Origin of the sequence: Robinsoniella sp. KNHs210 (assembly GCF_000686105.1) — a bacterium.
GTDB lineage: Bacteria > Bacillota > Clostridia > Lachnospirales > Lachnospiraceae > Robinsoniella > Robinsoniella peoriensis.
The window spans coordinates 1462159-1486220 of sequence record NZ_JMLZ01000001.1 but is presented as its reverse complement, the minus strand read 5'-3'; the positions used below and the strand labels follow the sequence as shown (position 1 = coordinate 1486220).

Below are 24062 nucleotides of genomic sequence, written 5' to 3'. Positions count from 1 at the left end.
TTGCCTACTTAGTTTCCATACACTCAAAATTATAATTCCCTGAACCAACATAGATATAAATTTGAGCGCCTTCTGTTTTAATATGGTGTATGCCATTTCCAAGCTCCGGCCTCTTCCCTGATTCCCTGATACTTTCCAATTGACTTACCGGAAGTATGATTTGTGCTGTTGTATTTACAGGAACCTTCAAATGGAAGTCTATTTTATCTTCACATCGTCGCCAGAATGCCCGTATTTCTCCATACATCGTTGTTAAAACAGTCTCTGCCCAGTTGATACCACCTCCTATTTCAGGTGCAAACTGAAAATGTCTGTATCCTGCTCCATGCTCACCAATACTAATTCCTGTAACACCTTTATAAAGCCATTCGGCTACAGAACCATATGCATAGTGATTAAAAGAATTCATTCTCGGATTCCATAAAGTGCCATCCGGTTTTAGACCATCCAGATGTTCCCAAACCGTAGTGGCTCCCTTTGTAACCTGATAAAGCCAAGACGGATAATCTTGTTTCAAAAGCAAACGATACGCAGTAGCTGCATGTCCATATGCAGTGAGCACATGACAGATATAAGGTGTACCTACAAATCCCGTTATCAGATCATAATTAGTTCTTTCCAGCCAGGCTGCCAATTCATCTGCCAGGCCTTGCCTGAATTCGTTCTGCACTAACTGGAAATGAAGTGCCAGAACAATTGCCGTCTGTGTTTTTACACTCAGGCTGCCATCTTTCCTCACATATTTATTTTGAAATTCACTCCGTATCTTCTCATATAACTGACGATAATCTCTTGCATCTTTCAGGTTTCCAATTATTTCAGCCGCCTGATACAGAATGCGGGTGGAATAAGCATAATAGGCTGTAGCAACAAAGGCCGTATCCGTTGCACCTACAAAGCTGCCATAAGGTGCATCAAGCGCCACCCAGTCTCCCAACTGATGTCCAGTATCCCAACAAAAGGGATTGTCGCCCTGATGGTATATGTAATCAACATATTTTTTCATACTGTCATATTGTTCCTGTAAAATACGGATATCTCCATAATGCTGATACAGTGTCCAGGGACATATTGTAGCCGCATCTCCCCATGCAGCAGCTACCTGCTCACTTTGACCGGTATATCCGGCGAGATCATAAGCATAAGTATCATCGTAAATATCAGGAACCACCCAGGGTACTCCGCCACTCTCGAATTGTTCTGCAGCCAGATCACGGAGCCATTTCGTTAAAAAAAGCGGAATTTTCATATTCATTGCAGCCGTTGCTGCAAATATTTGTATATCTGCTGTCCATCCCAGACGTTCACATCTCTGAGGACAGTCCGTTGGAATATCTAAAAAATTGCCTTTCTGGCTCCACAGCACATTTTCATAAAGCTTATTTAATAGTGTATCTGAGCAGGAAAAAAATCCAGTCCGTTCCATATCTGAATATAAAACCAGGCCTTCAAATTGTTCTATCTGAGGTTCACCTGGAAATTCTTCTATCATAACATAACGAAAACCCTGAAATGTAAAGTGAGGCTGGAATACTTCTGTTCCTTTGCCCTTTAAGACATATTCTATCCTCTGCTTAGCTCCCTTTAAGTTATCAACATAGAAATTTCCATCCGTATCCAGAATTTCCGCATGGGTTAAAACTACCCTGCTGCCAGGCTTCCCACTCACTCGAAAACGTATCCAGCCTGTCATGTTTTGTCCCATATCCAGTATAGTTTCTCCGTTGGGGGTACGGAATAGTGCCTTTGGTCTGAGGATCTCCCGGATTTTCACACACTCACATTCCTGTGCCCTTAGTATATCTTTTGGCATTCTACCCATTGGTCGTACTCCAAACCATGCTTCCCTCTCAATCCCGGAAATATCCCACGGCATTTCAAGCCTCGCATCATATGTCTCCCCATGATAATTTTCTGCATAAAGAATCGGTCCCCGGTAAGAAGAAGTCCAGTCTGGTCCGCTTAGAATTTCCTGAGAAGTCCCATCTTCATAAATGATGTGAAGTTCCAGTATCAAAGCTTCCCTACCACCATACAGATTTCTTCTGGATCTCCATCCAAGTTCCCCTTTATACCATCCGCTTCCAATCACTGCACCAATTGCGTTATTTCCTGTTTGAAGCATTTTTGTTACATCATAAGTCTGATATAAAATCCGTTTATTATAAGAAGTCCATCCTGGAGTAAGAAAATCCTCACCAACTTTATTTCCATTTAAGCGAAGTTCATATACCCCTTTTGCAGTTACATATACCCTGGCTTCCTTTACTTTTTTTGTTAGTTGAAACTCAGTACGCATGACGGGGCAGGCGCTTTTAGGTGCTTGAAAATCATATTCCGGTGTTATCCAGTCTGCATTCCACTCCCGGTAATCCATAAAAGCGGTTTCCCACCATGCCGTTTTACTCCATTCGCTTTCCTCCCACTTATGATTCCATACCTTAATGCGATAATAGTACCGTTTTCTGGATTTCATAGGTTCTCCACCATAGGGTATCTGTATAGAATCGCTTGAATGAATCCTTCCGGTATCCCATAATATATGCCCGAATTCATCATCTGCTGCTGTTTGAATCTGATAAGCTTCCTGGAAGCTGTCGCGTCTTTCATCTTCCAGTATCCAGGAAAATCTGGGTTTCTCTACATCAATTCCCAAAGGATTCTCCCTGTACTCCACATAGGTATTTACAATTCTCATTGTACTATTCAATACTATCCACCTCCATAAGTTCCTCTGATTTACACACATTTAAAATCTCTATCTGCACTGCAGTCCCCCTGCCTATTGTACTTTCGATACTGAATGCATATTTGTCGTGATATAAAATCTTTAGTCTTTCCCGTATTCCCGATATGCCGATTCCTCTGCCTTTTAAGAAAGTATCAGCCTGCTCTGCCCTAAGTTTCTGTACTTTGGAAGGGGTCATCCCTCTTCCGCTGTCCGTTACACGAATCAAAAGGTCATTATCCCGTTGATATATATCTATTTTTATGTATCCTTCAATTTCTCCTGTATCTTCATCTGCTAATCCGTGAAACAGAGAATTTTCTATCAGAGGCTGTATCAGATTTTTAGGTATGTTACATTCCTTCACTTCCTGGCTCACATTCCAACTGACCTCTACCTTTTTTCCATATCGGTATTCCTGAATTTTCAGATACCTCTGTACCGTCAGAACCTCCTGCTTCACCGTATCATATATCTGAAAATCTTTCAGCCTCAATCTGTCCCGCAATATATTTGAAAGTGCAGTACTGACAACAATCACATCCTCATCCCGCTTCTGTTTTGCAAGGTAATTCACTGTATTGAGCGTATTACACACAAAGTGTGGATCTATCTGGCTTGCCAAAAGTCCAAAGCGCATCTCCTGCTCTCTCTTTTCTTTTTCGACCAGTCTTTCCACATAATCCTTTAAATCTACCATCATATTATTGAAGATCCTGCTTAAATCTCCTATTTCGTCATCAGAATCCACATTAAGCTGGACATTGAGATCCTGATTAACCGCCTCTGACATTACTTGTGACAGATCAGAGACAGGACGCGTAATTTTTCGTATCATCAGCAATATACCGATAAGTGAAGCCAGAAAAAATGCTGCCAGAAACAGAAAAATCATGCTGATATATTCAGAGAAAACACCATATAACCTCTTTTCTGAAACAAAAGCTACAGAAATATAAGGATACTGATAAATATGACGAATATAGCAGACCCCTTTGGATGTTTCTACAACCTCCTGCCCAGTAGCAATCAGTTCTTCTAACTGTTCCTGCCCTTTATGATTCTGCTCTGGAAAAAGAGGTTCCCTCTGGGATGTCAGCCATGCCGAGTTATCAAATTCCCGTCCCCGGAACCGTTCTATTTTTCCAAAAAGTTCTGTATAGTCCAGAAAAATTGTTACAGTAAATCGCTGTCCATGCACCCGGAAATTCCTGCCGTAAGCCAGTACCTTTACGGTTTTTGAATTCTCTTGTTTGACATAAAATCCCTGAGAAAATCCGCCGCCCCTTTTCCTCTCCCTGAGTTCCTCATACCATTTGCCTGTAAGAACTTCCTGCTCTGCTTCTGATGGAGGTATCAGGGAATATACAACCGGTGCTTCAAAACTATGTAAAGCAATGCTTCTTACTCCTGATTTTACATAGACCAGCGTATTTAAGGTATTGCTTAAATCATACTCATAGTTCTTGTTGGCGCTATCCTTCTCATAGCATTCCAATTCATTCGTAAGTTCCTTTGCATAGGCAATGCTGTTTGCATACTCCTCAATGATTTTTAGATTTGAATCCATTTCTTCCAACACATAATTATTCTGCGCCTGATATCTTTCAATTGCTTCTTTTTTCAGCGGCTTGAATATCATCAGGTATGAAAAAAATGTACCGATTATCAGTACTGCCAGATACATCCATATCACCATTCGAACTGCTCTCTTCTGTAATTTCGACATTTATTCAGCCCTTTCGCTTATATTCCGCCGGATAGCAGCCTGTTTCCCGATAAAAAATCTTACTCAAATACTGACTGGTCACATATCCCACCTGTTCCGCTACTTCATATACTTTATAATTACCCTGAAGCAATAATTCCTTAGCCCTTTCAATACGTATCCCGGTAATAAACTGGTTGATTGTTATTCCCGTATCCTGTTTAAATAGAACACTCAGCCGGCTGTTACTGATTCCCACATGGCCTGCCAGCTCAGAAATTGCAAGATCCTCCCTTTGATAGTGTTTCCTCACATAGCGCATAGCCTCGCTGACCTCCCAGCGAACCCCCATGCTTCCCCGCCTTCGCAGTAGACGGGAAAATCCATCCTGTATCCACTTTCTGATCTCTTTAATATCATACAGGCTCTTTGTTTCAAATACGTCTGCCTGTTCCAAACCGTCACTCTGCAGTATTTTATCCAGTATACGCATAAACTCTTGCAGATTTTTAAAAATCATACTTATACCAACGGATTGTACTGCCAGGCACTCCTCCACATATAAATAAAATCCTTTCTCATCCTGTTCATCCAAATACTTTTTTACCTGTTCTTCTCTAACTGATTTTCCTTCCCGGGACTCTGTCACCGTGCATTCCTCCATGCAATAAGCTTTTTTACACCCATGAAGAAAAGCATAGCTGTCTAACCGGTTCTTAATAAATTTATTGATATAAGTTACTGAAACAGGTAAATACATATAATAAGCGGTAAAAACTTTTTTATCTTCTCTTAGGAGATCAACCAAACGACTACTCATTTGAATAATTCTCTGGTATTGCTTATAATCATAACCTGATCCATCCGGTCTGAAAAACAGCAAGATCTGGTGAAAAGGTAATATGCCATACTGCATAAGGTTATTATTCCCGATTTCTTCCAAAATAATTTTCAGGATCTCGGCCATTGACGTATCCAGATGGTTTTCCCCTTCATCCCACGATCTCCACGCTTCATTTTGTTCCAGAAGAATACATGGATATGACTGGCTAAAAAAAGACAGGATTTCCTGATTCTGATATCTCTCCGCTACAAAGTCCTCCCCTTCTGTAAAAAAATCAATCAATGCTTTTTGAAAAAGGATACCGGAGATATGTTTTATATTACCAATTGTCTTTTTTATGGAAGCCAGTTTCTGTGCCAGCACTTCCTTAGTCATCTCGTCCTTAATAATATAATAGTCAACTCCTGCTGTTACTGCGGCTCTGGCATATTCAAATTCACTGTATGCTGTCAGCAAAATTGTTCTGGTTTCTGGATATTGCTTCTTTACCTCCCGGATCAGTTCAATTCCATCCATAAGAGGCATACTAATATCCGTGATCAGCAGCTGAACCGGACACTTGTCAAATAATTTTAAAGCTTGTTTTCCATTATAAGCTGTCTGGGATACTTCAAATCCATAAGTTTCCCATTGAATCAGATTCTTTATATAATCTACTGACAGCATATCGTCGTCCACAATCATTACTTTTAACTGTTCCACAAGTATCCTCCTCTTTTTCAACTAAGTTTTCATAATTTGTGCTTAGTAGCAATCGCATTATTGATTTTCAAATATGTTCCAGCTGGTTTCTTTTTCTGAACACTCGTTCCCATATCATTGACAGTTTTTGCGTATTCGTAGATATGGATATGACAATTACCAGGAATATTCCCAGCGCAATATCCTGTGACGGAGCAGGAAAGCCCAATGCCACTAAACCAGAAAACAGGGTTGATATCATAAATGAACCTATAAATATACCAAAAGGAATACCAACATAATTCTGAAGCTGTACCCCAATAATCATTGCCATAAGCGGTTTAAATGCCATAGATAAACTCTCCATGCTCAACTTTGCAGACATGGAAGAAGCATAGCTAATCTGTACAATTGCGGCAATTCCTATAAAAAAACTACCAATTACATATGCCAGGAATTTTGTTCTTGGCACATTTATTCCATTACCTTTGGCGATCAGTTCATCTCCACTGATCGCTCTAACATTATAACAAAACTTTGTTTTATAATAAACTAAATAGAACAAAATAGCTGCTATAATTACAACAATCAGATTATACGGCATTCCTCCTAAAATTGTCAGATCCTTATCCAGTTTCAAAAAACCCTGTCCGCCGGTTACTTTTGCACCGATTACTTCAAATATCATAGCAATAACCAGAGACACCACAATAGAAGGAATTTTAAAATATTTAAATACCAGTCCACATATAATTCCTAATACAATACTAACTGCTATCGTCACGATTATGAGGCCTGCAAGACCGGTATGGTACTTCATTGCAACAATTCCCCCCGCCATACTTGCAGCTATGATTCTGGCTCCAATGCTAAGATCCAGCATTCGCATAGAACGTCCGAATACCATACCAAAAGCACAGAGCAGCGGTATAAAAGACTGGATAAAAATTGCCCGTAATACTGATAAACTACCAAACCGCCCGGGTGAAAAAATCAGAAATAGAATGTAAATTCCCAGGGGTAAAAATAGTGTGAGGCAAATGCCTTTTACTTTTCTATTCATAATATGTAAGTTCCTTTCCAGAGTGTCCAGCCTATTTAACAAGTTCTTTATGCCGCTCTACAACAGTATCAATATTATACTCTTCTGCAGTCTTTTTAAATGATTCAGATGTAATGTCTTTATTGTCAAATTTAAAAAACATCTCTTTCGCCTCATCTGGGGTATATGTTGAAATTCCATTTTCACAATATTTAAAATAATTCACCACGTCCTCTTCGCTTTCCAGAATCATCTGATTAATGCGAATAGACTCTGACTTGTCAAACAGCGGTGTTTCTTTTATTTTATTAATAACGAGGCTTGCAGAAAATAACGGATCGGTTACATTATGCCCTCCGCATGCTGCCAGCATATACCCCTCTGCAAATGCATCCTGTAATCCCTGTGGGAAATCTATTATGGTAATCTTAATGTCTTTGCGGTTATATTCATCTAACAGACTGGTTAATGCCGGCAAAATGCCAGGAGTTAATGTACCCGCTGAAATAAATATTCCATCAACTTCCGGATGGGTGGTTAAAACACTTTCCATAGACTGTGTAGCATCGCTAGCCTGAGCAACTGCACGAAATTCATTCACAACCTTCATATCGTATTCTGCGCATGCATCATTCATCCCGGACTCTCTTTGTTCTCCTGTGGTATCTCCCAGCGCCGTAGAAAATAATACAATATTTTTACATCCTGATTCTCCCATTTTTTTTGTCAAGGTATATCCTGCCTGATATTCATCTTCATATGTATTTCCCAGATAATATGGCGAAGCTTCAATTTCTGACTTTATATTTTCATCCATAATACTACGATAATAAATGCTCCAGGGAATCTGTGCTTCCTCACACATTTCTTTGATTCGGGGGAGTACTGAATCTGCAGCCGGAATTACAGCCAGCCCGTCTACTCCTGCTGCAATCAGCCTTTCATATGCCTGAATGTTTCCTTCCGGTGTTAATGCCGCATTTTCTACCAGAAGACTCCCACCTGCCGTCTCAACAAGTTCCGTTACATTATCCATTGTCTGCTGCTGCATCTGGTCGATTGCCATTGGAAAACGCATCCCGATAGTAAATTCCCCTGCTTTTTCCGTTCCTTTTGCACTCTCTTCTGTCGTCTCTGCTTTTGCATTTTCTTCACTTTCTCCTACGCATCCTGTCAATAACACTGTCATCATACAAACTGTTAATAATAATGAAACAACTTTCTTCTTCATCTTTCATCCTCCAAATTTATTCTATCACAGTTACATTTCTGCGATCAAACGAAATAGACACAGATACCAGGAAAATAATTCCTCTGATAAATTGCTGCAGCACTGAGTCTAATCCCCATAAGATCATTCCATTTGATAAAATTGCCATAATCAGACTTCCCAGCAGTACACTGCGGAACCTGGCACCTGCTCCGCCGGAAATTGGCATACCTCCCAGCAATAATGCCAGTAGCACGTCAAATTCAAACCCTGCTCCTGTATTGGCTGAAGCAGATGCTGCTCTAACCAGATAAAAAAATCCAACTAATCCTGCAATACTTCCTGTAAGTATAAAACACCCGATTTTCATTTTGGAAATCCTTATTCCAGACTGAAAAGATGCTTCCTCTCTTGAACCAATTGCTTTACAATACTTTCCAAACCTTGTTCTTGTATAAAGAATGGCACCTCCCACCAGAAAAATAGCAATCAGCACTACCTTCAATGCAGTATTTTCCAGTTTCATCATAGATGCCGGAAGTCCCACAGAGCCACTGGTGATGAGCGTACACTGTATTCCTCTGAATATATAAGCTGTAGACAGAGTAGTAATTATGGAGGATACTCCAAACTTACTATGAATGATGCCATTTACACACCCGCAAAGCGCGCCGGCTGCAATACCCGCTGCAATTGCCAGAATTGGATTTAACTGAGCTGCATAGCCTGACAAAACTGCGGTCAGCCCTACAATTCCTCCCAGGGAAAAGTCCAGGTTCCCCTGCGCCATTAGAAACGATACGCCTGCCGCCCCCAATACAATGGAAAACATCGAGTTTAACAATGCATTGATATTTTTGCCCGACAATAGTCTGCCCTGACTTACTGCCTGAAAAAATATTGTTATCAAAATAAGCACTATCACCGGAACGAATGTCACAAAATACTGGCGGAAATCTGCATCTTCCTGTTTAAAAACACCTGTAATACTTTTCACATTCATAGCCTCCTTCTTCTAAATCATGGATCCTATCAGGATCTGCTCCGTAAATTTGTCATTCCTGCGAAATTCCCCTGACAATTTTCCATCTTTCAAAATCAGAATGCGGTCACTCATTCCCAAAAGTTCTGGTAATTCCTCTGAAATCATCAGAATTGCCTTCCCTTCTTTTTTTATTTTTTCCATGAGCCGGTATATTGCTGCTTTAACTCCTACATCAATTCCCCTGGTAGGGCAGTCCATAATAAATAACTCTGTTTCATTTGCCATCCATTTGGCTAAAACGACTTTCTGCTTGTTACCTCCGCTTAAGCTGCTGACATTAGAAGCAGTGGAGTGCATCTTTACATTCATTTCTTCTGCCCATTTCATTGCAAACGATTTTTCTTTTTTTCTTGGGATATAAAAAATGTTACTGATATAGTCATACGCTGAGACACAAATGTTATCTTCTATGCTGGACGCTGTCATCAGCGCTTCTTTATCTCTGTTTTTTGACATATAGCCAATGTGATTTCGTATTGCAATGCCGGGATTTCGGACCTCTGTATTTTCCTTATACAAAACCCTTCCGCTTTCCGGCCTCATTACACCAAATAAGAGCTTACCCAGGTCATGCATCCCACATTCCGTCAAACCTCCAACCCCTAAGATCTCACCTGCATGAAGCTCTAAAGAAATATCTTTTAATATTCCACAAGAGACATGCTGCGCTCTTAAGACTACTTCATCACTATACTTGCATTCCATATCCATTCGATAATAATCATCTTTGATTTCTCTTCCCACCATCAGATTTCGGATTCTGTCTTCTGAAAATTCCTGCTTATCCAGAGTTGCTGTAAGAATCCCATCTCTTAGCACAGTTACCGCATCGCTTTTATCAATCACCTCTTCGATATCATGAGATATAAAAATTACGGAACCGCCTCCCACACAAAGTGTCCTCATTAATTTATATAAAATATCCCTTCCCATTCTGGATAGCGCAGTGGTCGTTTCATCCACGATCAGTACCTTGGGATTCATATAAAATGCCCTTGCAATCTCCATAAGCTTTCGGTCTTCAAAGCTAAGATACTTCGTTAGTTCCCGGGGCGATATGTGATCTGCACCAATCTTCTGCAATGCTTTACCAGCTTCAGATTCCATCTTCCTGACATCTACAAATCCTTTGTTAGAAAATAAATCCTCTTTTCCCAAAAAAATATTTGCCGCCACGGATATATTTTCCACCGTACTCTGTTCCTGAACGATCATACAAACCCCTTTTTGACTTGCATCAATTACGTTTTCCGGAACATAAGGCGCACCTTGATATATCATTTCGCCCTGATCTGCCTTCTGCATTCCTGAAATAATAGAAGAAACCGTAGATTTACCCGATCCATTTTCTCCAATCAAACCTCTCACCTCTCCAGCTTTTAATTGGAAAGAAACATCTGTGAGCGCTTTCGTAGGTCCAAAGGACTTATGGATATTTTTCACTTCTAAAAGCACTTCCATGTCCAATTGCATTTTCTCCTTTTCTTTAAATTGAAATTACTTATTTACAATACGTATTGGTTGTTTCATTTCTGATAATAGAATATCATGCAGAACCTGGCCTCAGAAGGGAGAAAGCTTTTATTTTGGGTTCAATCCTTTTACAATAAAAAGAACTTGAAGAATAAGTATTACTATTCTGCAAGTTCTTTTAAAATTGTTAATATATACTCTGAATATAATTATAACTAAACATAATCGCATTTACAATTATCTCTTCACAAGCATGTTTTATGTACCTGTTGTGCAATATATTCCTCCATATCTAATGCTCCTTTTTCCATAATATAATTTTATACTGATTATATCCCGATTTATAGACACTTTCAATGAGCAGCTAGGATGAGCAACTGATTTATGAAACCTTTCTATCTATTCTTCTTTTTCCACTCATAATAATCACGATATCTCCTTCTCCTTGGTACTGCCACAAATACCAGAAGCGCCCCTATCAACAAAACGGTTCCCATATGATTCACCTACCATTCCTTATTCTTTACAATTTTACTAGAAGACATTATAGAAATCCCAATAATCAGTACTATATAAATCAAAATGAAGCAGGGAAGAATTAACTTATTCTGACCGATGGCATCCAAGATTTCCATACTTTTTAAATTTGCTTTTTCCAGTACAAACATGGTAAGAAGAACCCCTACAACAGGTATATACATAAAAACTCTTCCTTTAATAGGTCCAAATTTGTAATAGCCCGGAATTTGAAATGCTGTATAAGTAATAAAAAGGATGCTTCCTATGAGGGCAGCCACAAGCACCTCTGAAATCGATGTGGCCACTCCCAGTGAAATTAAAATCAAGGGCTGCACAATACTGGATATCACCAATGAAATTGCACCCAGCAAGAACAGATGCAGATATTTCCCGCATACCAGTTCAGCAGTTGAAATGGGTAACGTACCATAGAGTCGGTGCATATCATTTTTTTCCGCTACGGTAAAGGTGTAAATAGATGACATTGCCATCATAAACATTGCAAATGATATACCCGTTATCAGGGAGCGGTAGACTAATACAAAAACAAAGGGAATACAGACCGTGAAACAGATTGATTTTAAATAATAGCGTATCAGCATGAAATCCAGTTTTGAAGCTTTATAAATCTTATCCATATTAAAAGTCTCCTTTATCCATAAATACGATAATGTCATCAATGTCTGCATGCCTGTTCTTTAAATGGGATACTTCTGACAGATGATCTGCTCTGACCAGCCCTTCAAAGTGATCTCCAGATATTTTTGTACTTAAAAGAAGGGACTTGATATCCTTAGTTAATTGTCCTTTGTCACCGGAAACTATCAGGTACATCTCTGTAAAATCTTCTTTTTCTCCGGTATACAACAGTTTGCCATTGTTAATGAACGTAATGCTGTCTGCAATTTTATTCAGATCCGGTGTTATATGTGTTGAAAACAGTACACTGTGATTTTGATCCTCCGTATAATCCGCTAAGATATCCAGAAGCTCATCCCTGGATACAGGATCCAGCCCGCTGGTGGGTTCATCCAGAATCAAAAGTTCAGCCTTGTGGGAAAAGGAGCAGGCTAACATGAGTTTCATCTGCATTCCCTTTGACAGCTCTTTTACACGTTTGTTTTTACCAATGTTAAAATCACTCAGATACCGGTAAAATATTTTCCTGTTCCAGTTTTTATAAAACATACCCATTGACTTTTCCACATCTGACATTTTCCACTCGTCTACAAAAAAGTGGGAATCAAAAACCACACCTATGCGCTCTTTGAATTCCTGTTCCTGCTTTATGTGGTCCATTCCTAATACAGATACAGAACCCGTCTGGCATTTCAGTAAATTCAGGATTAATTTAATGGTTGTGGTTTTACCGGAACCATTTTTTCCAATCAGCCCCATTACAGAGCCTGTTGGAATCGAAAAGCTGATATTTTGTAGTGTAAAATCTTCAAATGATTTTGACAAATTCGTTACGCACAATGCATCTTTCACAATAATTACCTCCTCATATAGCCTGTTGTTTTTCTGTTATGTACTTTATGAAGAAATCTTACCTCAAAAATGTCCATTGTGCCGAAATGTCCGTAATTGGTATCTCAATGTCCTTAAACGGTAATCTCTACCACCTCTTTTTCCCAAACCGGATTACATATATAAGTGCACGGATACATTCATCCAGTGCCATGGCAATCCATACCCCAGGAAGACCCAGTCCCAGTTCCTTTCCAAACACATATGACAGGGTAAATGCAATCATCCACTGACCGGTAATCCCCACGATCATTGGTGTCTTTACATCACCAACAGCAATCAGACTTCTGGTCAGAATATTATTGATGGATCTTCCAAATTCCAAAAAGAATTCCAGAAACAGGATCTTTTTTCCCAGTTGGAGAATCTCGGTGTTATCTGTGAAGATTCGAAGAACCAGATCACTGTTAATAAAAAGTAAAAAGGTTCCGCAAAAACATATGACTATACAAACTCTCATTGTAGAAAATACTCTTTTCTTTATTTCATTCATGCGTTTCTGCCCACATAGATAACCTGTGAGGATCTGAGTTGCCTGTGACAGCGCCAGAGCATACAGATAAGAGAAATTAGCCAGAATACTGCAATAACCCTTTGCCGCCGTTACCACAGTTCCAAAGGTATTGATAATGCCCAGTATGCAAAGCTGCGACATTTGATAGGACAGGCATTCCGCCCCGGAGGGAACTGCAATCTTACACATATTTCCTAATAAACCGGAAGGGAAAGGCCTTAACAGCCCTGCCCCAAAAGACAGACGGATCTTATTTCTGAAAATCCATATAAGTATCAGCAGGCCAATGATTTTGCTGATAACCGTGGAGATTGCAGCACCTGCAAGTCCCATCACCGGCATACCGAACAATCCGTTAATTAAAACGGCATTTCCTGCAATATTAAGCAGATTCATTGCCACTGATACATACATGACCTCCTTCATTAATGTATACGCGCGGAGGATTGCCGCAAAATTCAGATATAACCCCTGAATCAGAATAAAACCTCCGACAATCATCAGGTACAGCCTGGCCTCACCCATGATTTCCCGCTGTATTTTCATTAAAGAAAAAATTGGCTTATTGACAAAAAGAATAATTACTGTAATTACCGTACTGATCACGCTAATGAAACCTAGCGATAACATGCAGGTTCTGGAAGCATTATCATCGTCCTTAGCACCCAGGTACCTGGATAATATCACTGCCGCAGCCATGCTGACCATGTTTAGAAAAATGATTACCAGGTTCATTACCTGATTGGCATTTACGATCGCTGCCACAGCATTCTGGGAATACCGGCTCATCATTACCTGGTCTATGTTCCCCACCAGCAGTTGCAGCATCAATTCAATAAAGATTGGAAGTGACATTTTAAATAATTGAGGATCATTTACTTTATCCGCACACTTTTTATTCATTTTTATTACGCTTTTCATTTTATTTTTCACTGTCATTTTCTCATCCCCTAAACCCTTTCATAATAATTGATTTCTCAGATCTGTTATGAATTTATTATAAAGGAATGTAAAAAAACAACCTTGACGATCATAGGACAGACAAGGAATATATTGAGAAAATGAACTATTGACTATATCCATGAATTTATTATAATGGTAATGAAAAGGCAGACACAAAAACCATCTCAATTACAAGAGGGCGTTAAAATTGCTTTCTGAAAAATGTACATCACAGTTTGTAAAATTTGTATCGGATGGAGATCGAGCAGAGCAAACGGCTGCGTGATCTAACTTTATGGTAAATATGCCGCAACGTGGGATGTGCAGATGACGGGAATGAATTTCCAGGAATATAAAGAGGCTTAGAATGCAGATACAGATTAACCAAGATCAAAAAGAAATGAAAGAACATGGAAATTTTCCTTTTCCCGTTCTGGTAAGTGACGAGATCTTATCCCGCTACGAAGCGGGATCATTTATGTGGCACTGGCATCCGGAAATAGAATTCACCCTGGTAGTTTCAGGAGAAATGCTTTACCGGATTAATCAATCAGAATTTCATTTAAAGTCAGGGCAGGCCCTGTTTGGCAACGCAAATACTTTACATACGGGATACATGAAAGATGGGCAAGACTGTCATTATATCTCCCTCACCTTTGACCCCAAGCTGATTTACGGATATGAAAAAAGCCTGCTCCACACAAAGTACGTAGCCCCGCTGCTGCAAAACCAAAAGCTATCTTCCATCTGCCTTGACCTGCAGGAAGCGTGGCATCATGATGTGATTGAAGCACTTATCCAAATTCATCAGCACAGCCGCCAAAAAGGGGATTTTTTTGAAATGCAGATTCAGTTAATTTTGCATCAGCTGTGGCTTATCATTTTAGAACATTATTCTGATTTATTACATGATAATTACATTAACGAAAAGAATCTGGACCGTTTGAAAATCATTCTTTCTTTTGTACAGGATAACTACCCGGCCAAAATCACCCTGGAAGATATTGCGGGATCCATACATCTTTGTAAAAGCGAATGCTGCAGGCTATTTAAAAAACACATGCATGAATCCCTGTTTGATTATTTACTGCGATACCGCATTGAAAAGAGTCTTCCCCATTTGATGAATTTCAATTGTTCCATTACAGAGGCAGCATTTCTGGTGGGTTTTGCAGATTCCAACTACTTTTCAAAAGTATTCCGTAAATTTATGGGTTGCTCTCCCACGGAATACCGCAGCAGAAAATAGTGTCAGGTTTATACATTCTACAGTGGTATACAGATTGAGACGTTCCCTTTTACGGTTACAATCTGTTCCATATCCTGCAGGATTTCATTTACCCGGACTTTTTCTGCATACATCAATTCTTTCGGAAGCGTAATCTCTGCCTGGTAATCCTGTGGAATGGTTGCAATCAGCCGGAACTCTGTTTTGTTCTGGTACCACTGTACCTGTACCGGTCCGTCAACCGTTTTATAACCGCCCTTTGCCCATTTCAGTCCACTGGGATGCGGTGTTATTTTTACCTTTTTTTCTACCCGGTCCGGAATTTCTATTCCCAGGAAATCTCTTACGCAGACTACAGCTAAATGCGCCCCAAATCCATGATTTCTGCTGTCTGTTCCACCTAAAGTCTCCCAGAACGTATGAGGGTCTCTTGACACCATATAATTTCCCAGATACATAAGATCTTTTTTCAGCTGCTGGAATTCTCCCAGCATACTCAGAACCTCAAACCGCAGCATATAACCGAAGAAGATCCCCGCATTACCCAGGGATAAATGGGCGGTACCGCGAAATTCTGACGGTGCAGGGCCAAGCTGGGATAGAATGCTCTTTGCAAGCTCAGGTGCACGTTTTTCATCCAGCATACCGCTCCAGAAATAATAATACTGGGCGGCTTCACTGTAAAATTTCTTCTCTTTAAGCTGATTGTTTTCTGTATAAAGTGAATCGGCAATATAAGGATACATGGTGAATACTTCATGTCTGGCAGCCTTTATGCTTTCATACTTCTCCCTTAAGGTCCTATAAACCCGTTCTGCTTTTTCCAAAAACCGTACTTCCTCATACAATTCTCCAGTACGTTTTAGCAAAAATGCATAGAATGCATTAATTGCTGTGGATATCGGTCTGTTATAGTCCTCCTGATTTGAAGCGGACCAGTCCAGGAAAAGGGAGCCTGGGAGATCTTCCAATAATCCCATTTCGTTTTCATAATCTGTAATGGCATTCATCCAGCCATAGACACGGGCTTTATATTTTTCCCGAAGCTCATCATCCTTTGTACGTCTGTAATAATCCGTAAGCTCCAGAAGAACAAACATATTCCAGGTTGGCATCATCACTTCTTCCTGCCGGTCACCGCCACAGCAGCAGCTAGGGAAGGAATAGGGCATCATCTTAGTAGGTTCAGCCAGCAGAAAATCTTCCAGCATGGCTCGTTCTATTTTTACGTCAGACAGCAGCACCTGCGCAGCTCTACCGGTCCAATAGCTGTCTCCTGCCCATCCTGCACGTTCTCTTTCCGGTGAATCCAGGAAAAATCCCAGGGAATTGGTCAGTAAGGTCTGTCTTCCGGACTGGTAAATGCGGTTTAGCAGATCATCATCACAGCGAAAATCTGCACGGTACTGATCCGGATGGCGATATGAACGCAGATACAGCTTCTTCACAGTGAACGTATTTCCACCCGTTACAATCAGCTTTACATGCTTTAAAAAATGCGCTTCAAACCCTTCAAATGCATATTCTCCCCCTTTTGTCTGCAGCCGGATTACTCTGTTGACACTATCTGCTTTTGCCGGAACCCCGCCGTCTTCCGTAAGATAATCATTGAAGAGAATATCCACCTGAACAGGCTCCTTGCTTTCAAATATAATCCCGATAAAACCTGTTTCCGCTTCTTCAAATGCAAATTCCAGCCCTGCCGGCGCCGTATAATCACTAAGGACAACAGCACCTTGTTTGTCAAAATTGTCTTCTATGAAAATAGTCCCGTCAAATGCTGTATTTTTTAGTGCGCTGCATTCTGCAGAGGGCCTGCACAGATCATTAGTACCTACACTGCCATAATATGTTTCCGATTCCCACCAATCTACTGCCGGACCCTCACCGGTTCCTTTCATCATACTGACAGCCATTGAGAAAACAGGTGAATCATCTATTTTGAATTCCGGCAGGGATACGCCCCTTTCCAAAAAGGTACAGGGACGGTCTAACTCTTCACATACCAGCCCGCCGCTGATACCATCTGCCCTCCATCTGCCATAGCCATGATCCAGCCTATACCATTCCAGCGGCACCCTCCTTCCAAAGGACAGTGTTTCCGTCTTCAGATACTTCTGTTCAAAAATATTACACTCCCATAATTTGTCCGTATAAATTACGATCTCACTTCCCTGATATATTTCTGCACACAGGCAGGAGCTTTCAAAAGTCGCATAATTATTCTCTCTGGGCGCATATCCCATGACTTCCACAGACAGACGGTTCCTCCCAAGTTTGACCTGTCCGTTTATCTTGATCCTGTCTGCCCTCAGATATCCAAACGGAGCCGGTGCCGGCCCATGGCTAATAAATGTTCCATTTATATATGCCCGGTAGGAGACGTGCGCACTGATCAGAAGAATCAGATCCTCCTGAATATCATTAACTTCAAAAGTTTTGGAAAAGCAGGCATATGTGTTTGCTTGCTGCTCCATACCTTTTATAAATATCTGTTTCGCCGCTTTAAATATTTCTTCCATATCACTTCTCCTTTATCAAATTCCATAACGCATTTCCAATCATGCATTATCAATGTGTATTTTCAATCATAAATGCTCAATCATATATTTTATACCATACCTTTATTTAGTTCCATCTTCAGATATCAGGTAAAATTCAGGGGATTCCATAATTCCCTGAGGATAGAGAACGTAGGCATCCGACCATTCATTGCCTCTGGTCAGGAAATTATCCGGGCCGTAGGCAATGGATTTAGCCGGCAGCTGATGAAGGGGACCAAAAGTATTTCTCCTGGTCAGATACAGCTGAATCTCCTTTAAACTGTGGATATCTGCTTCATAAGGAGCAAATGCAATGGTTTTCTCCTCTTTTCCTATGCACTTGAGGCATGCGCCTTCCCACTTCGGTATCTTTACCTGCATGTATTTTTCATCCGTACCTTCAATATAATAAGAAAGGCAACCGCTGTAGAACGGCAGTCCCTGGCTGGTGATATCACCAATGAGAAGCTTATCCGGCAATGCCGTCAGCTTTGCAAATGCTCCCTTGCTATCCGTCCTGACACCAAATTCCCCAAGCAGATAAACTGCTTCCACGCCGCAGATTCTGTAATAATCATATTCCATTGTTATTTGATTTTTCCCTGTCTGAAGGAGTGAACCGGGAATATGAATTTTATCAAAACAGATATCCAGCCACTTTCCGACAGATTTTGTAAAAACAGGCTGGCCGTTTATTTTCATCCCGGATATATGTTCCAGATCTTCCACGGCAACTGTTAAACTGTCCGGTATATAGTCTGCTTCAAATGTATAACAGAGTCTGATCCTACCAAGAGCTCCGTCGGCACCGCCATTTTTATTTTCATACCAGGGTTGCAGCATTTCGCCGCCCCGATGAGGAACACCATAGATATCCCGCAATTCCTGATCTGCTTTCAGAACCTCCATATATGGAATTACATCACCTGCTTCTGTCTCTATAGATACCATGTCCAGCACACAAATATTTGCTTCTCCCAATTTATAGGAAAACTTATTGTTTTCTAATAAAATCCGATCCAATTTTACATCCTTCTGTTTTTCTTCCGGCAGATCTCTCTTACTTGAAGTCAGGATGTACAGCTTTTCTTCTCCTTTTTCTATATCTGTCTTAACAAAAATCTTCCCGTCCTTATGGTACTGTTCCGGTATTGAAACCATCCCTGTTCTTACATCCCATAATTCAGCTGATTCTCCCTTACCCAGACAAATTGTCAGATTCCGGAATCCTTTCTTACGGTTCACATTGAGCAGCATAACAGTCTTACTGAAGCCATCCAGCCGCACCTGTGCAAAGATGTACTCTTCTCCTTCACCCTGTATGCCGATTTCATTTCCGCTTCTGCATTGCCCTGCAATATCTTCGCTTTGAAATGGTACGGTAATGGCAGACTCTGCAAGCTTTTTGGCCCTGTCAGAAAGCACCGTGTCTACATATCCCGGCACGTCACCGGCAAAAATAACCGTTCCTCCCTGCTTTACAAATTCTTCTAACAGCTGAATTGTGGATGAACGGATTATCTCCATTCCTGCAACCAGGACTTTTTTGTAAGCACATCTTCCAACAATCAGCCTGCCATCTTCTACCCTGCCATGACGGGATAAGATATCTTCTTCTCCATAATCAAAGTCTATTCTGCTCTTCACTAAAGTATGGAAGACCTGTTGGTATTGTTCTTCTAATTTCAATATCTCCGTATCTCTGGGTTCCAGACCGGAAAAAGCACCGGAATAAGCCCTTGCCCACACGCTTTCAATGGGATTTAACACCAATAGTTCCTGATCCGGCTCTCCTTCTGATAACACTGCATGGATTCTGGAATAATAGTCTTCCAGATAATGATACTCTTCATACCAGGCGGATTGATGGAAGATACTGGCTGGAAAATCCCTCTTCGCTTCCCCTTTCATGGTATACCAGGATAAATGAGGGCATCTTAGATTGATGCCAAACAGCGCCTGCCAGTCTCCTGTATTTTTATAGGCCTCAAAGTCCATCTGCCAGCCTGTACAGCCATACAGTTCAGACAGGACCCATTTTTTATCCAGCTGGCGAGCCACCGACACTACCTGTTTTACAATCCACCAGCATTCATTCTCTTCCGTAAGCACATCAACCCCGGGATAATCCATATATTCATAAAAGCGCATCAGTGATCCCTGCATAACAGTCTGTGTGGTCAGAGAATCTTCATGAAGCACATGTCCGGTGAATTTAAGCTGATGCTCCTGACACCAGCGCTGCATTGGTATTGCAAAGTTCTCCAGGAACAGTTCCTGGCAAAGTTCGATATAGTCTCTGGAAACCTTCCGTATCCGGTTTTCCCCCCGGATCAGGAACAATTCTAAGAGATGTTCTTTTAAATCATAACCAAACCTTTTCTGGAATTCTTCAAATAACCCCGGTGTAAAAGGAACTGCATTTTCCCGTCCTTCGGAAAAAGTAGAAAATAAAGCGCCTCTGTGGGGTTCATCCGTGAAAATTCCGGCTATTGATGATCCCAAACGGCCTTCACAGGATCTGGCATATGCGTTGTGGGTCACATCCAGGTAACGTTCTACACTTGCCTTATCCATTGTGTTCAGGTAGGTAAAACCATTATACACATCTTTACATTCTGAATACCTGATGCGAAAAATCACCTCAGCTTCCCCTGATAATGGCAATTCTCCATCCGTTAGAATTCTCTCTTCCCTGTAACCTAATTCCGTTAATCTGCAGGCAAAACGAATGACGGTATCCGGTTCGCCAGACGATTTCTCTAAGTGATACATATCCATATGCTTATGAGCATCACGGTCTGTTACTACCACCATATCCAGGAACATGGCACGGTAAGCTTCATCTTTTGTCACCATACCCCCCGCACTGCCCGATGGCCATCGGTCCTCATCATAGAGCCAGGACTCCATTCCCTGTTTCTCTCCGTAACCGGCACATGCATTGGTAAGTTCAAACCATTCTTTTCCCAGATATTCCGTCTCCAACCCTGTTCTGGAATGCATAAAATATCCGCCAAATCCCATTTCTTTCATAATATCGATCTGACGTAAAAGCTCCTGTTCCTCAAGCTTTCCGTTCCACGCCCAAAACGGCTTTCCCCGGAATTCTGCGGGTGGGTTTGAAAATAAGTTCTGTTTCTCTTTGATTGTCATAGCTTTCTCCCCTCTGGATTTCATTATTCGCTACTCGTGTAGCTGTTTGGTTAAAAAAATAATATGTTTCTAATCTTCATCTGTCAGGTACTGCCCGGCGGTCTATCTGACTGCCGGCTTAGATGTAGTACTGCGTACCTTTAACTCCACAGTCACTTTTTCATGTTTAATTTCTCCGCTTTTTATCTGACGGTATAATAATGCAAAAGCACCCCTTCCAAGCTTTTCTTTATCAATTCCTATGGTTGTTAATGCAGGAATCATGGCTGAAGCAAGCATAATATCATCACAGCCAATTATGGATATATCCTCCGGTACTTTAATACCAGCCTGATGGAATTCCTGAATGGCACCCATAGCCATTAGATCATTTGTACAAACAGCCGCTGTCACCGGCATTCCCCTGCGTATAATTTCCTGTGCCATTTCCTTACCGGTTTCCAGATCGGAATGATATGGGGGTTTTCCTTCTACTAACAGAATATCGGATTGATGCAGTCCAAGTTTTTCTGCTGCACTTATAAAACCATCGATTCTGGTATCGTATCGTGACTGGTTTCCAAAACAGCTGAAGTAGGCAATCCTTCTATGCCCGTATTTTGACAGGTGGGTAAGCGCCTGCTCCATTCCCGAAATGTAATCATTCTCAATCGATGCAATCTGGTCAGGCACCTGGTTTCCACTGATTACAACTTTAATATCATTGTCAACCAGCTTCCTTACATTCTCCATCTGATAATGAGTGGGATTTGCAAATATTACAGCTCCGTCCACGTGCCGCCGCACCAGATTCTCCAAATAGTGGTCCAGATTCCCTTCACCGGAACAGATACTTACAAAGTATCCTTTTTCTAAAGCACTCTGTTCAAATGCCCTGGCAATTTCTCCATAAAAAGGATTGCCGATATCACTTAAAATCAGAGCTAGCTGCATCGTCTGGTTCGTCACCAGCCCCCTGGCAATTAAATCCGGCTGATAATTTAACTCGTTAACGGCATCCATAACTTTCTTCCTGGTCTTTTCAGAAATCTGCCTGGAATTATTCAATACATATGATACGGTTGCCGGTGCTACCCCCGCTGCTTTTGCTACATCTGACCTGGTTACTTTCATGGGTTTTTATCCTTTACTTATGTGACGGAATTCATCACTGATTTTTCAGCTATACGTGTCGTTATTATTTTATTATAAAAGAGAGATTTGGATGCGTCAAGTAAACTATCAAAAGAATTTTTTCGTTTTTATATTGACTTTCTCTTATGGATATGCTATGTTTTTAAAAATCGCTACACGTATAACAGTAACAGGAAAGGACAAATCCTATGAACTATCAAAATCCTATTATAAAAGGGTTTAACCCGGATCCAAGCATCTGCAGAGTCGGGGAAGACTACTATGTGGTAACTTCTTCCTTTGAATATTTTCCTGCAATCCCAGTCTACCACAGCAGAGACCTGGTAAACTGGCAGTTAATCAGTTACTGTCTGGACCGGGACTCCCAGCTGGACCTTCTGCACCGGACATCCTATGTCCCCATCCCCGACAATGCCAGCGGAGGAATCTATGCCCCCTCTCTGTGCTTTGAAAATGGGCTTTTCTATGTGACTGTCACCAATGTCTCCAACGGCGGGAATTTTATCGTAACAGCCAGCGACATGAAAGGCCCCTGGTCTGATCCTGTCTTTGTAAAACAAGGTGGCATCGACCCTTCGCTTTTCTTTGAAGACGGACATGTTTATTTCACTACCTCTGCACTAATTGGGGGAACCCACGGCATTTATCTCTGTGAAATTGATATCCGGACAGGGGAAATGCTTACGGATAGCCGGCTGATTTCCAGAGGCAACGGCGGTATCGCACCGGAAGGTCCCCATATATTCCGGAAAGACGGCTGGTATTATCTGCTTATGGCAGAAGGCGGAACCGGCTACGGACACATGGTAACGATCCTGCGCAGCAAAGACATTTATGGTCCTTATGAAAGCTGTCCCCGCAATCCCGTTCTGTCCCATAAAGATTCTGATTCCTCCATTCAGTGCGTCGGACACGGCCATATGGTTACTGACCCCGCCGGCAACTGGTGGATGGTTTGTCTTGGAATCCGCCAGCTAGGCCCTTCTCTGCATAATCTGGGCCGTGAAACTTTCCTCACTCCTCTTTATTGGGATGACGAGGGCTGGCCCGTAATTGGTACAAACGGAACCATAGATTACTCCATGGACGGACCCATCACATCCCCGCAGCTTCCGGAAACAACTGTATTTACAGACTATTTCCGGGACAATATGATAAATCTGCAGTACAATTTTATCAGAAATCCAGACCTCTTAGATTATCAGATCCATGCAGGCGGACAGTATCTGGAAATGAAGGATCAAAAAGGTGTCTCACTTTCAACCCATACAAAAAGTCCGGCTTTTCTTGGAATCCGGCAAAAAGAATTCTGTACCGAGGCAGAGTGTGTTGTCTTAAATCACTTCATTCCGGGACAAAGAACCGGTATTACAGCCTATTATAATGATTCCTACCACTATGACCTCTACCTGGAGAGATCAGACACCAGCTTTCAGCTATGCCTGCGAAGGCAGGTACATGATATGGAAGCCATCACATCACGGCCCATAGAAGAAGATTTTAGACAAATTTATCTGAAAATCATCGCAGACCGAAACTATTATACATTTCTATATAGTACGGACGGTTCTGCCTATACAACACTGGGTCAGGGTATGACTGCCGGCCTTTGCTCGGAAGGAACTTATTCCTTAACCTTTGTAGGCACCTATCTGGGTATGTTTACCGAGTCCGGTACCGGGCACTTTAACTCCTTCACCTGTCATTTCAAACCGGAATCATAACATCATAATTAAAACCGGAACAGGCTGCACTATTATACAAA

The 24062-nt window shown here is 41.2% G+C and carries 15 protein-coding genes and 1 pseudogene; 3 read left to right on the top strand and 13 right to left on the bottom strand.

All coding sequences use genetic code 11. The annotated features are described in order from the left end of the window. Positions 1-4: 4 nt before the first annotated feature. The 10 genes from CD03_RS32580 to CD03_RS0105690 all read right to left on the bottom strand — a co-directional run bounded on the left by CD03_RS32580 (position 5) and on the right by CD03_RS0105690 (position 14233). Positions 5-2710 (bottom strand): alpha-L-rhamnosidase, encoded by a 2706-nt coding sequence (locus CD03_RS32580; protein WP_052377692.1) that lies wholly within the window; start codon positions 2708-2710, stop codon positions 5-7. After that, positions 2703-4457, bottom strand: a complete 1755-nt coding sequence (locus CD03_RS0105730) for a sensor histidine kinase (RefSeq protein ID WP_081820133.1) — start codon at positions 4455-4457, stop codon at positions 2703-2705. Before CD03_RS0105730 ends, CD03_RS32580 begins: the two co-directional genes overlap by 8 nt. A 4-nt stretch (positions 4458-4461) precedes the next feature. Then, entirely contained in the window at positions 4462-5982 is a 1521-nt protein-coding gene (locus CD03_RS0105725) for a response regulator transcription factor (RefSeq protein WP_027292809.1), read from the bottom strand. Between the two features lie 67 nt (positions 5983-6049). Then, positions 6050-7024 (bottom strand): ABC transporter permease, encoded by a 975-nt coding sequence (locus CD03_RS0105720; RefSeq protein WP_027292808.1) that lies wholly within the window; start codon positions 7022-7024, stop codon positions 6050-6052. Between the two features lie 31 nt (positions 7025-7055). Next, on the bottom strand, positions 7056-8234 hold the full coding sequence (locus CD03_RS0105715; RefSeq protein ID WP_027292807.1) for a sugar ABC transporter substrate-binding protein: 1179 nt from the start codon (positions 8232-8234) through the stop codon (positions 7056-7058). 16 nt (positions 8235-8250) lie between these two features. Further along, positions 8251-9210: an ABC transporter permease gene (locus tag CD03_RS0105710; RefSeq protein ID WP_027292806.1), complete on the bottom strand. Its 960-nt coding sequence runs from the start codon at positions 9208-9210 to the stop codon at positions 8251-8253. Between the two features lie 18 nt (positions 9211-9228). Further along, complete coding sequence (locus CD03_RS0105705) at positions 9229-10719, bottom strand: sugar ABC transporter ATP-binding protein (RefSeq protein WP_044289174.1); 1491 nt, start codon at positions 10717-10719, stop codon at positions 9229-9231. A gap of 518 nt (positions 10720-11237) precedes the next feature. Next, complete coding sequence (locus CD03_RS0105700) at positions 11238-11888, bottom strand: ABC-2 transporter permease (RefSeq protein ID WP_027292804.1); 651 nt, start codon at positions 11886-11888, stop codon at positions 11238-11240. Position 11889: 1 nt separating this feature from the next. Then, on the bottom strand, positions 11890-12741 hold the full coding sequence (locus CD03_RS0105695) for an ABC transporter ATP-binding protein (protein ID WP_027292803.1): 852 nt from the start codon (positions 12739-12741) through the stop codon (positions 11890-11892). A gap of 127 nt (positions 12742-12868) precedes the next feature. After that, entirely contained in the window at positions 12869-14233 is a 1365-nt protein-coding gene (locus tag CD03_RS0105690) for an MATE family efflux transporter (RefSeq protein ID WP_242849050.1), read from the bottom strand. Positions 14234-14533: 300 nt separating this feature from the next. On the opposite strand from CD03_RS0105690, the pseudogene CD03_RS39855 reads away from it, so the two are divergent. Both CD03_RS39855 and CD03_RS0105685 read left to right on the top strand, forming a co-directional pair. Then, positions 14534-14602 (top strand): annotated as a pseudogene (locus tag CD03_RS39855) (DUF6783 domain-containing protein); the annotation flags it as partial. 1 nt (position 14603) lies between these two features. Then, a complete protein-coding gene (locus CD03_RS0105685) occupies positions 14604-15485 on the top strand; it encodes an AraC family transcriptional regulator (protein WP_027292801.1) in 882 nt (293 codons plus the stop codon). Positions 15486-15502: 17 nt separating this feature from the next. Here CD03_RS0105685 and CD03_RS0105680 read toward each other — a convergent pair whose 3' ends face one another. From CD03_RS0105680 to CD03_RS0105670, 3 genes are all read right to left on the bottom strand, one after another. Then, positions 15503-17986 carry an alpha-L-rhamnosidase-related protein gene (locus CD03_RS0105680; protein ID WP_027292800.1) on the bottom strand — a complete coding sequence of 828 codons (2484 nt, stop codon included), beginning with the start codon at positions 17984-17986 and terminating at the stop codon, positions 15503-15505. Between the two features lie 102 nt (positions 17987-18088). Beyond that, the gene (locus CD03_RS0105675) at positions 18089-21163 is read right to left on the bottom strand and encodes a hypothetical protein (protein WP_027292799.1); all 3075 of its coding nucleotides are present in this window, start codon (positions 21161-21163) and stop codon (positions 18089-18091) included. A gap of 102 nt (positions 21164-21265) precedes the next feature. Continuing rightward, complete coding sequence (locus CD03_RS0105670; protein WP_027292798.1) at positions 21266-22276, bottom strand: LacI family DNA-binding transcriptional regulator; 1011 nt, start codon at positions 22274-22276, stop codon at positions 21266-21268. Positions 22277-22485: 209 nt separating this feature from the next. On the opposite strand from CD03_RS0105670, the gene CD03_RS0105665 reads away from it, so the two are divergent. After that, entirely contained in the window at positions 22486-24021 is a 1536-nt protein-coding gene (locus CD03_RS0105665) for a glycoside hydrolase family 43 protein (protein WP_027292797.1), read from the top strand. The last annotated feature ends 41 nt before the right edge of the window (positions 24022-24062 follow it).

What these genes read in the sequence shown, in the direction of transcription:
- CD03_RS0105675 (WP_027292799.1), bottom strand. Translation starts at nt 21,163, where the DNA reads ATGACAATCAAAGAGAAACAGAACTTATTTTCAAACCCACCCGCAGAA.
- CD03_RS0105680 (WP_027292800.1), bottom strand. Translation starts at nt 17,986, where the DNA reads ATGGAAGAAATATTTAAAGCGGCGAAACAGATATTTATAAAAGGTATG.
- CD03_RS0105730 (WP_081820133.1), bottom strand. Translation starts at nt 4,457, where the DNA reads ATGTCGAAATTACAGAAGAGAGCAGTTCGAATGGTGATATGGATGTAT.
- CD03_RS0105700 (WP_027292804.1), bottom strand. Translation starts at nt 11,888, where the DNA reads ATGGATAAGATTTATAAAGCTTCAAAACTGGATTTCATGCTGATACGC.
- CD03_RS0105665 (WP_027292797.1), top strand. Translation starts at nt 22,486, where the DNA reads ATGAACTATCAAAATCCTATTATAAAAGGGTTTAACCCGGATCCAAGC.
- CD03_RS0105670 (WP_027292798.1), bottom strand. Translation starts at nt 22,276, where the DNA reads ATGAAAGTAACCAGGTCAGATGTAGCAAAAGCAGCGGGGGTAGCACCG.
- CD03_RS0105720 (WP_027292808.1), bottom strand. Translation starts at nt 7,024, where the DNA reads ATGAATAGAAAAGTAAAAGGCATTTGCCTCACACTATTTTTACCCCTG.
- CD03_RS0105715 (WP_027292807.1), bottom strand. Translation starts at nt 8,234, where the DNA reads ATGAAGAAGAAAGTTGTTTCATTATTATTAACAGTTTGTATGATGACA.
- CD03_RS0105685 (WP_027292801.1), top strand. Translation starts at nt 14,604, where the DNA reads ATGCAGATACAGATTAACCAAGATCAAAAAGAAATGAAAGAACATGGA.
- CD03_RS0105705 (WP_044289174.1), bottom strand. Translation starts at nt 10,719, where the DNA reads ATGGAAGTGCTTTTAGAAGTGAAAAATATCCATAAGTCCTTTGGACCT.
- CD03_RS0105690 (WP_242849050.1), bottom strand. Translation starts at nt 14,233, where the DNA reads ATGACAGTGAAAAATAAAATGAAAAGCGTAATAAAAATGAATAAAAAG.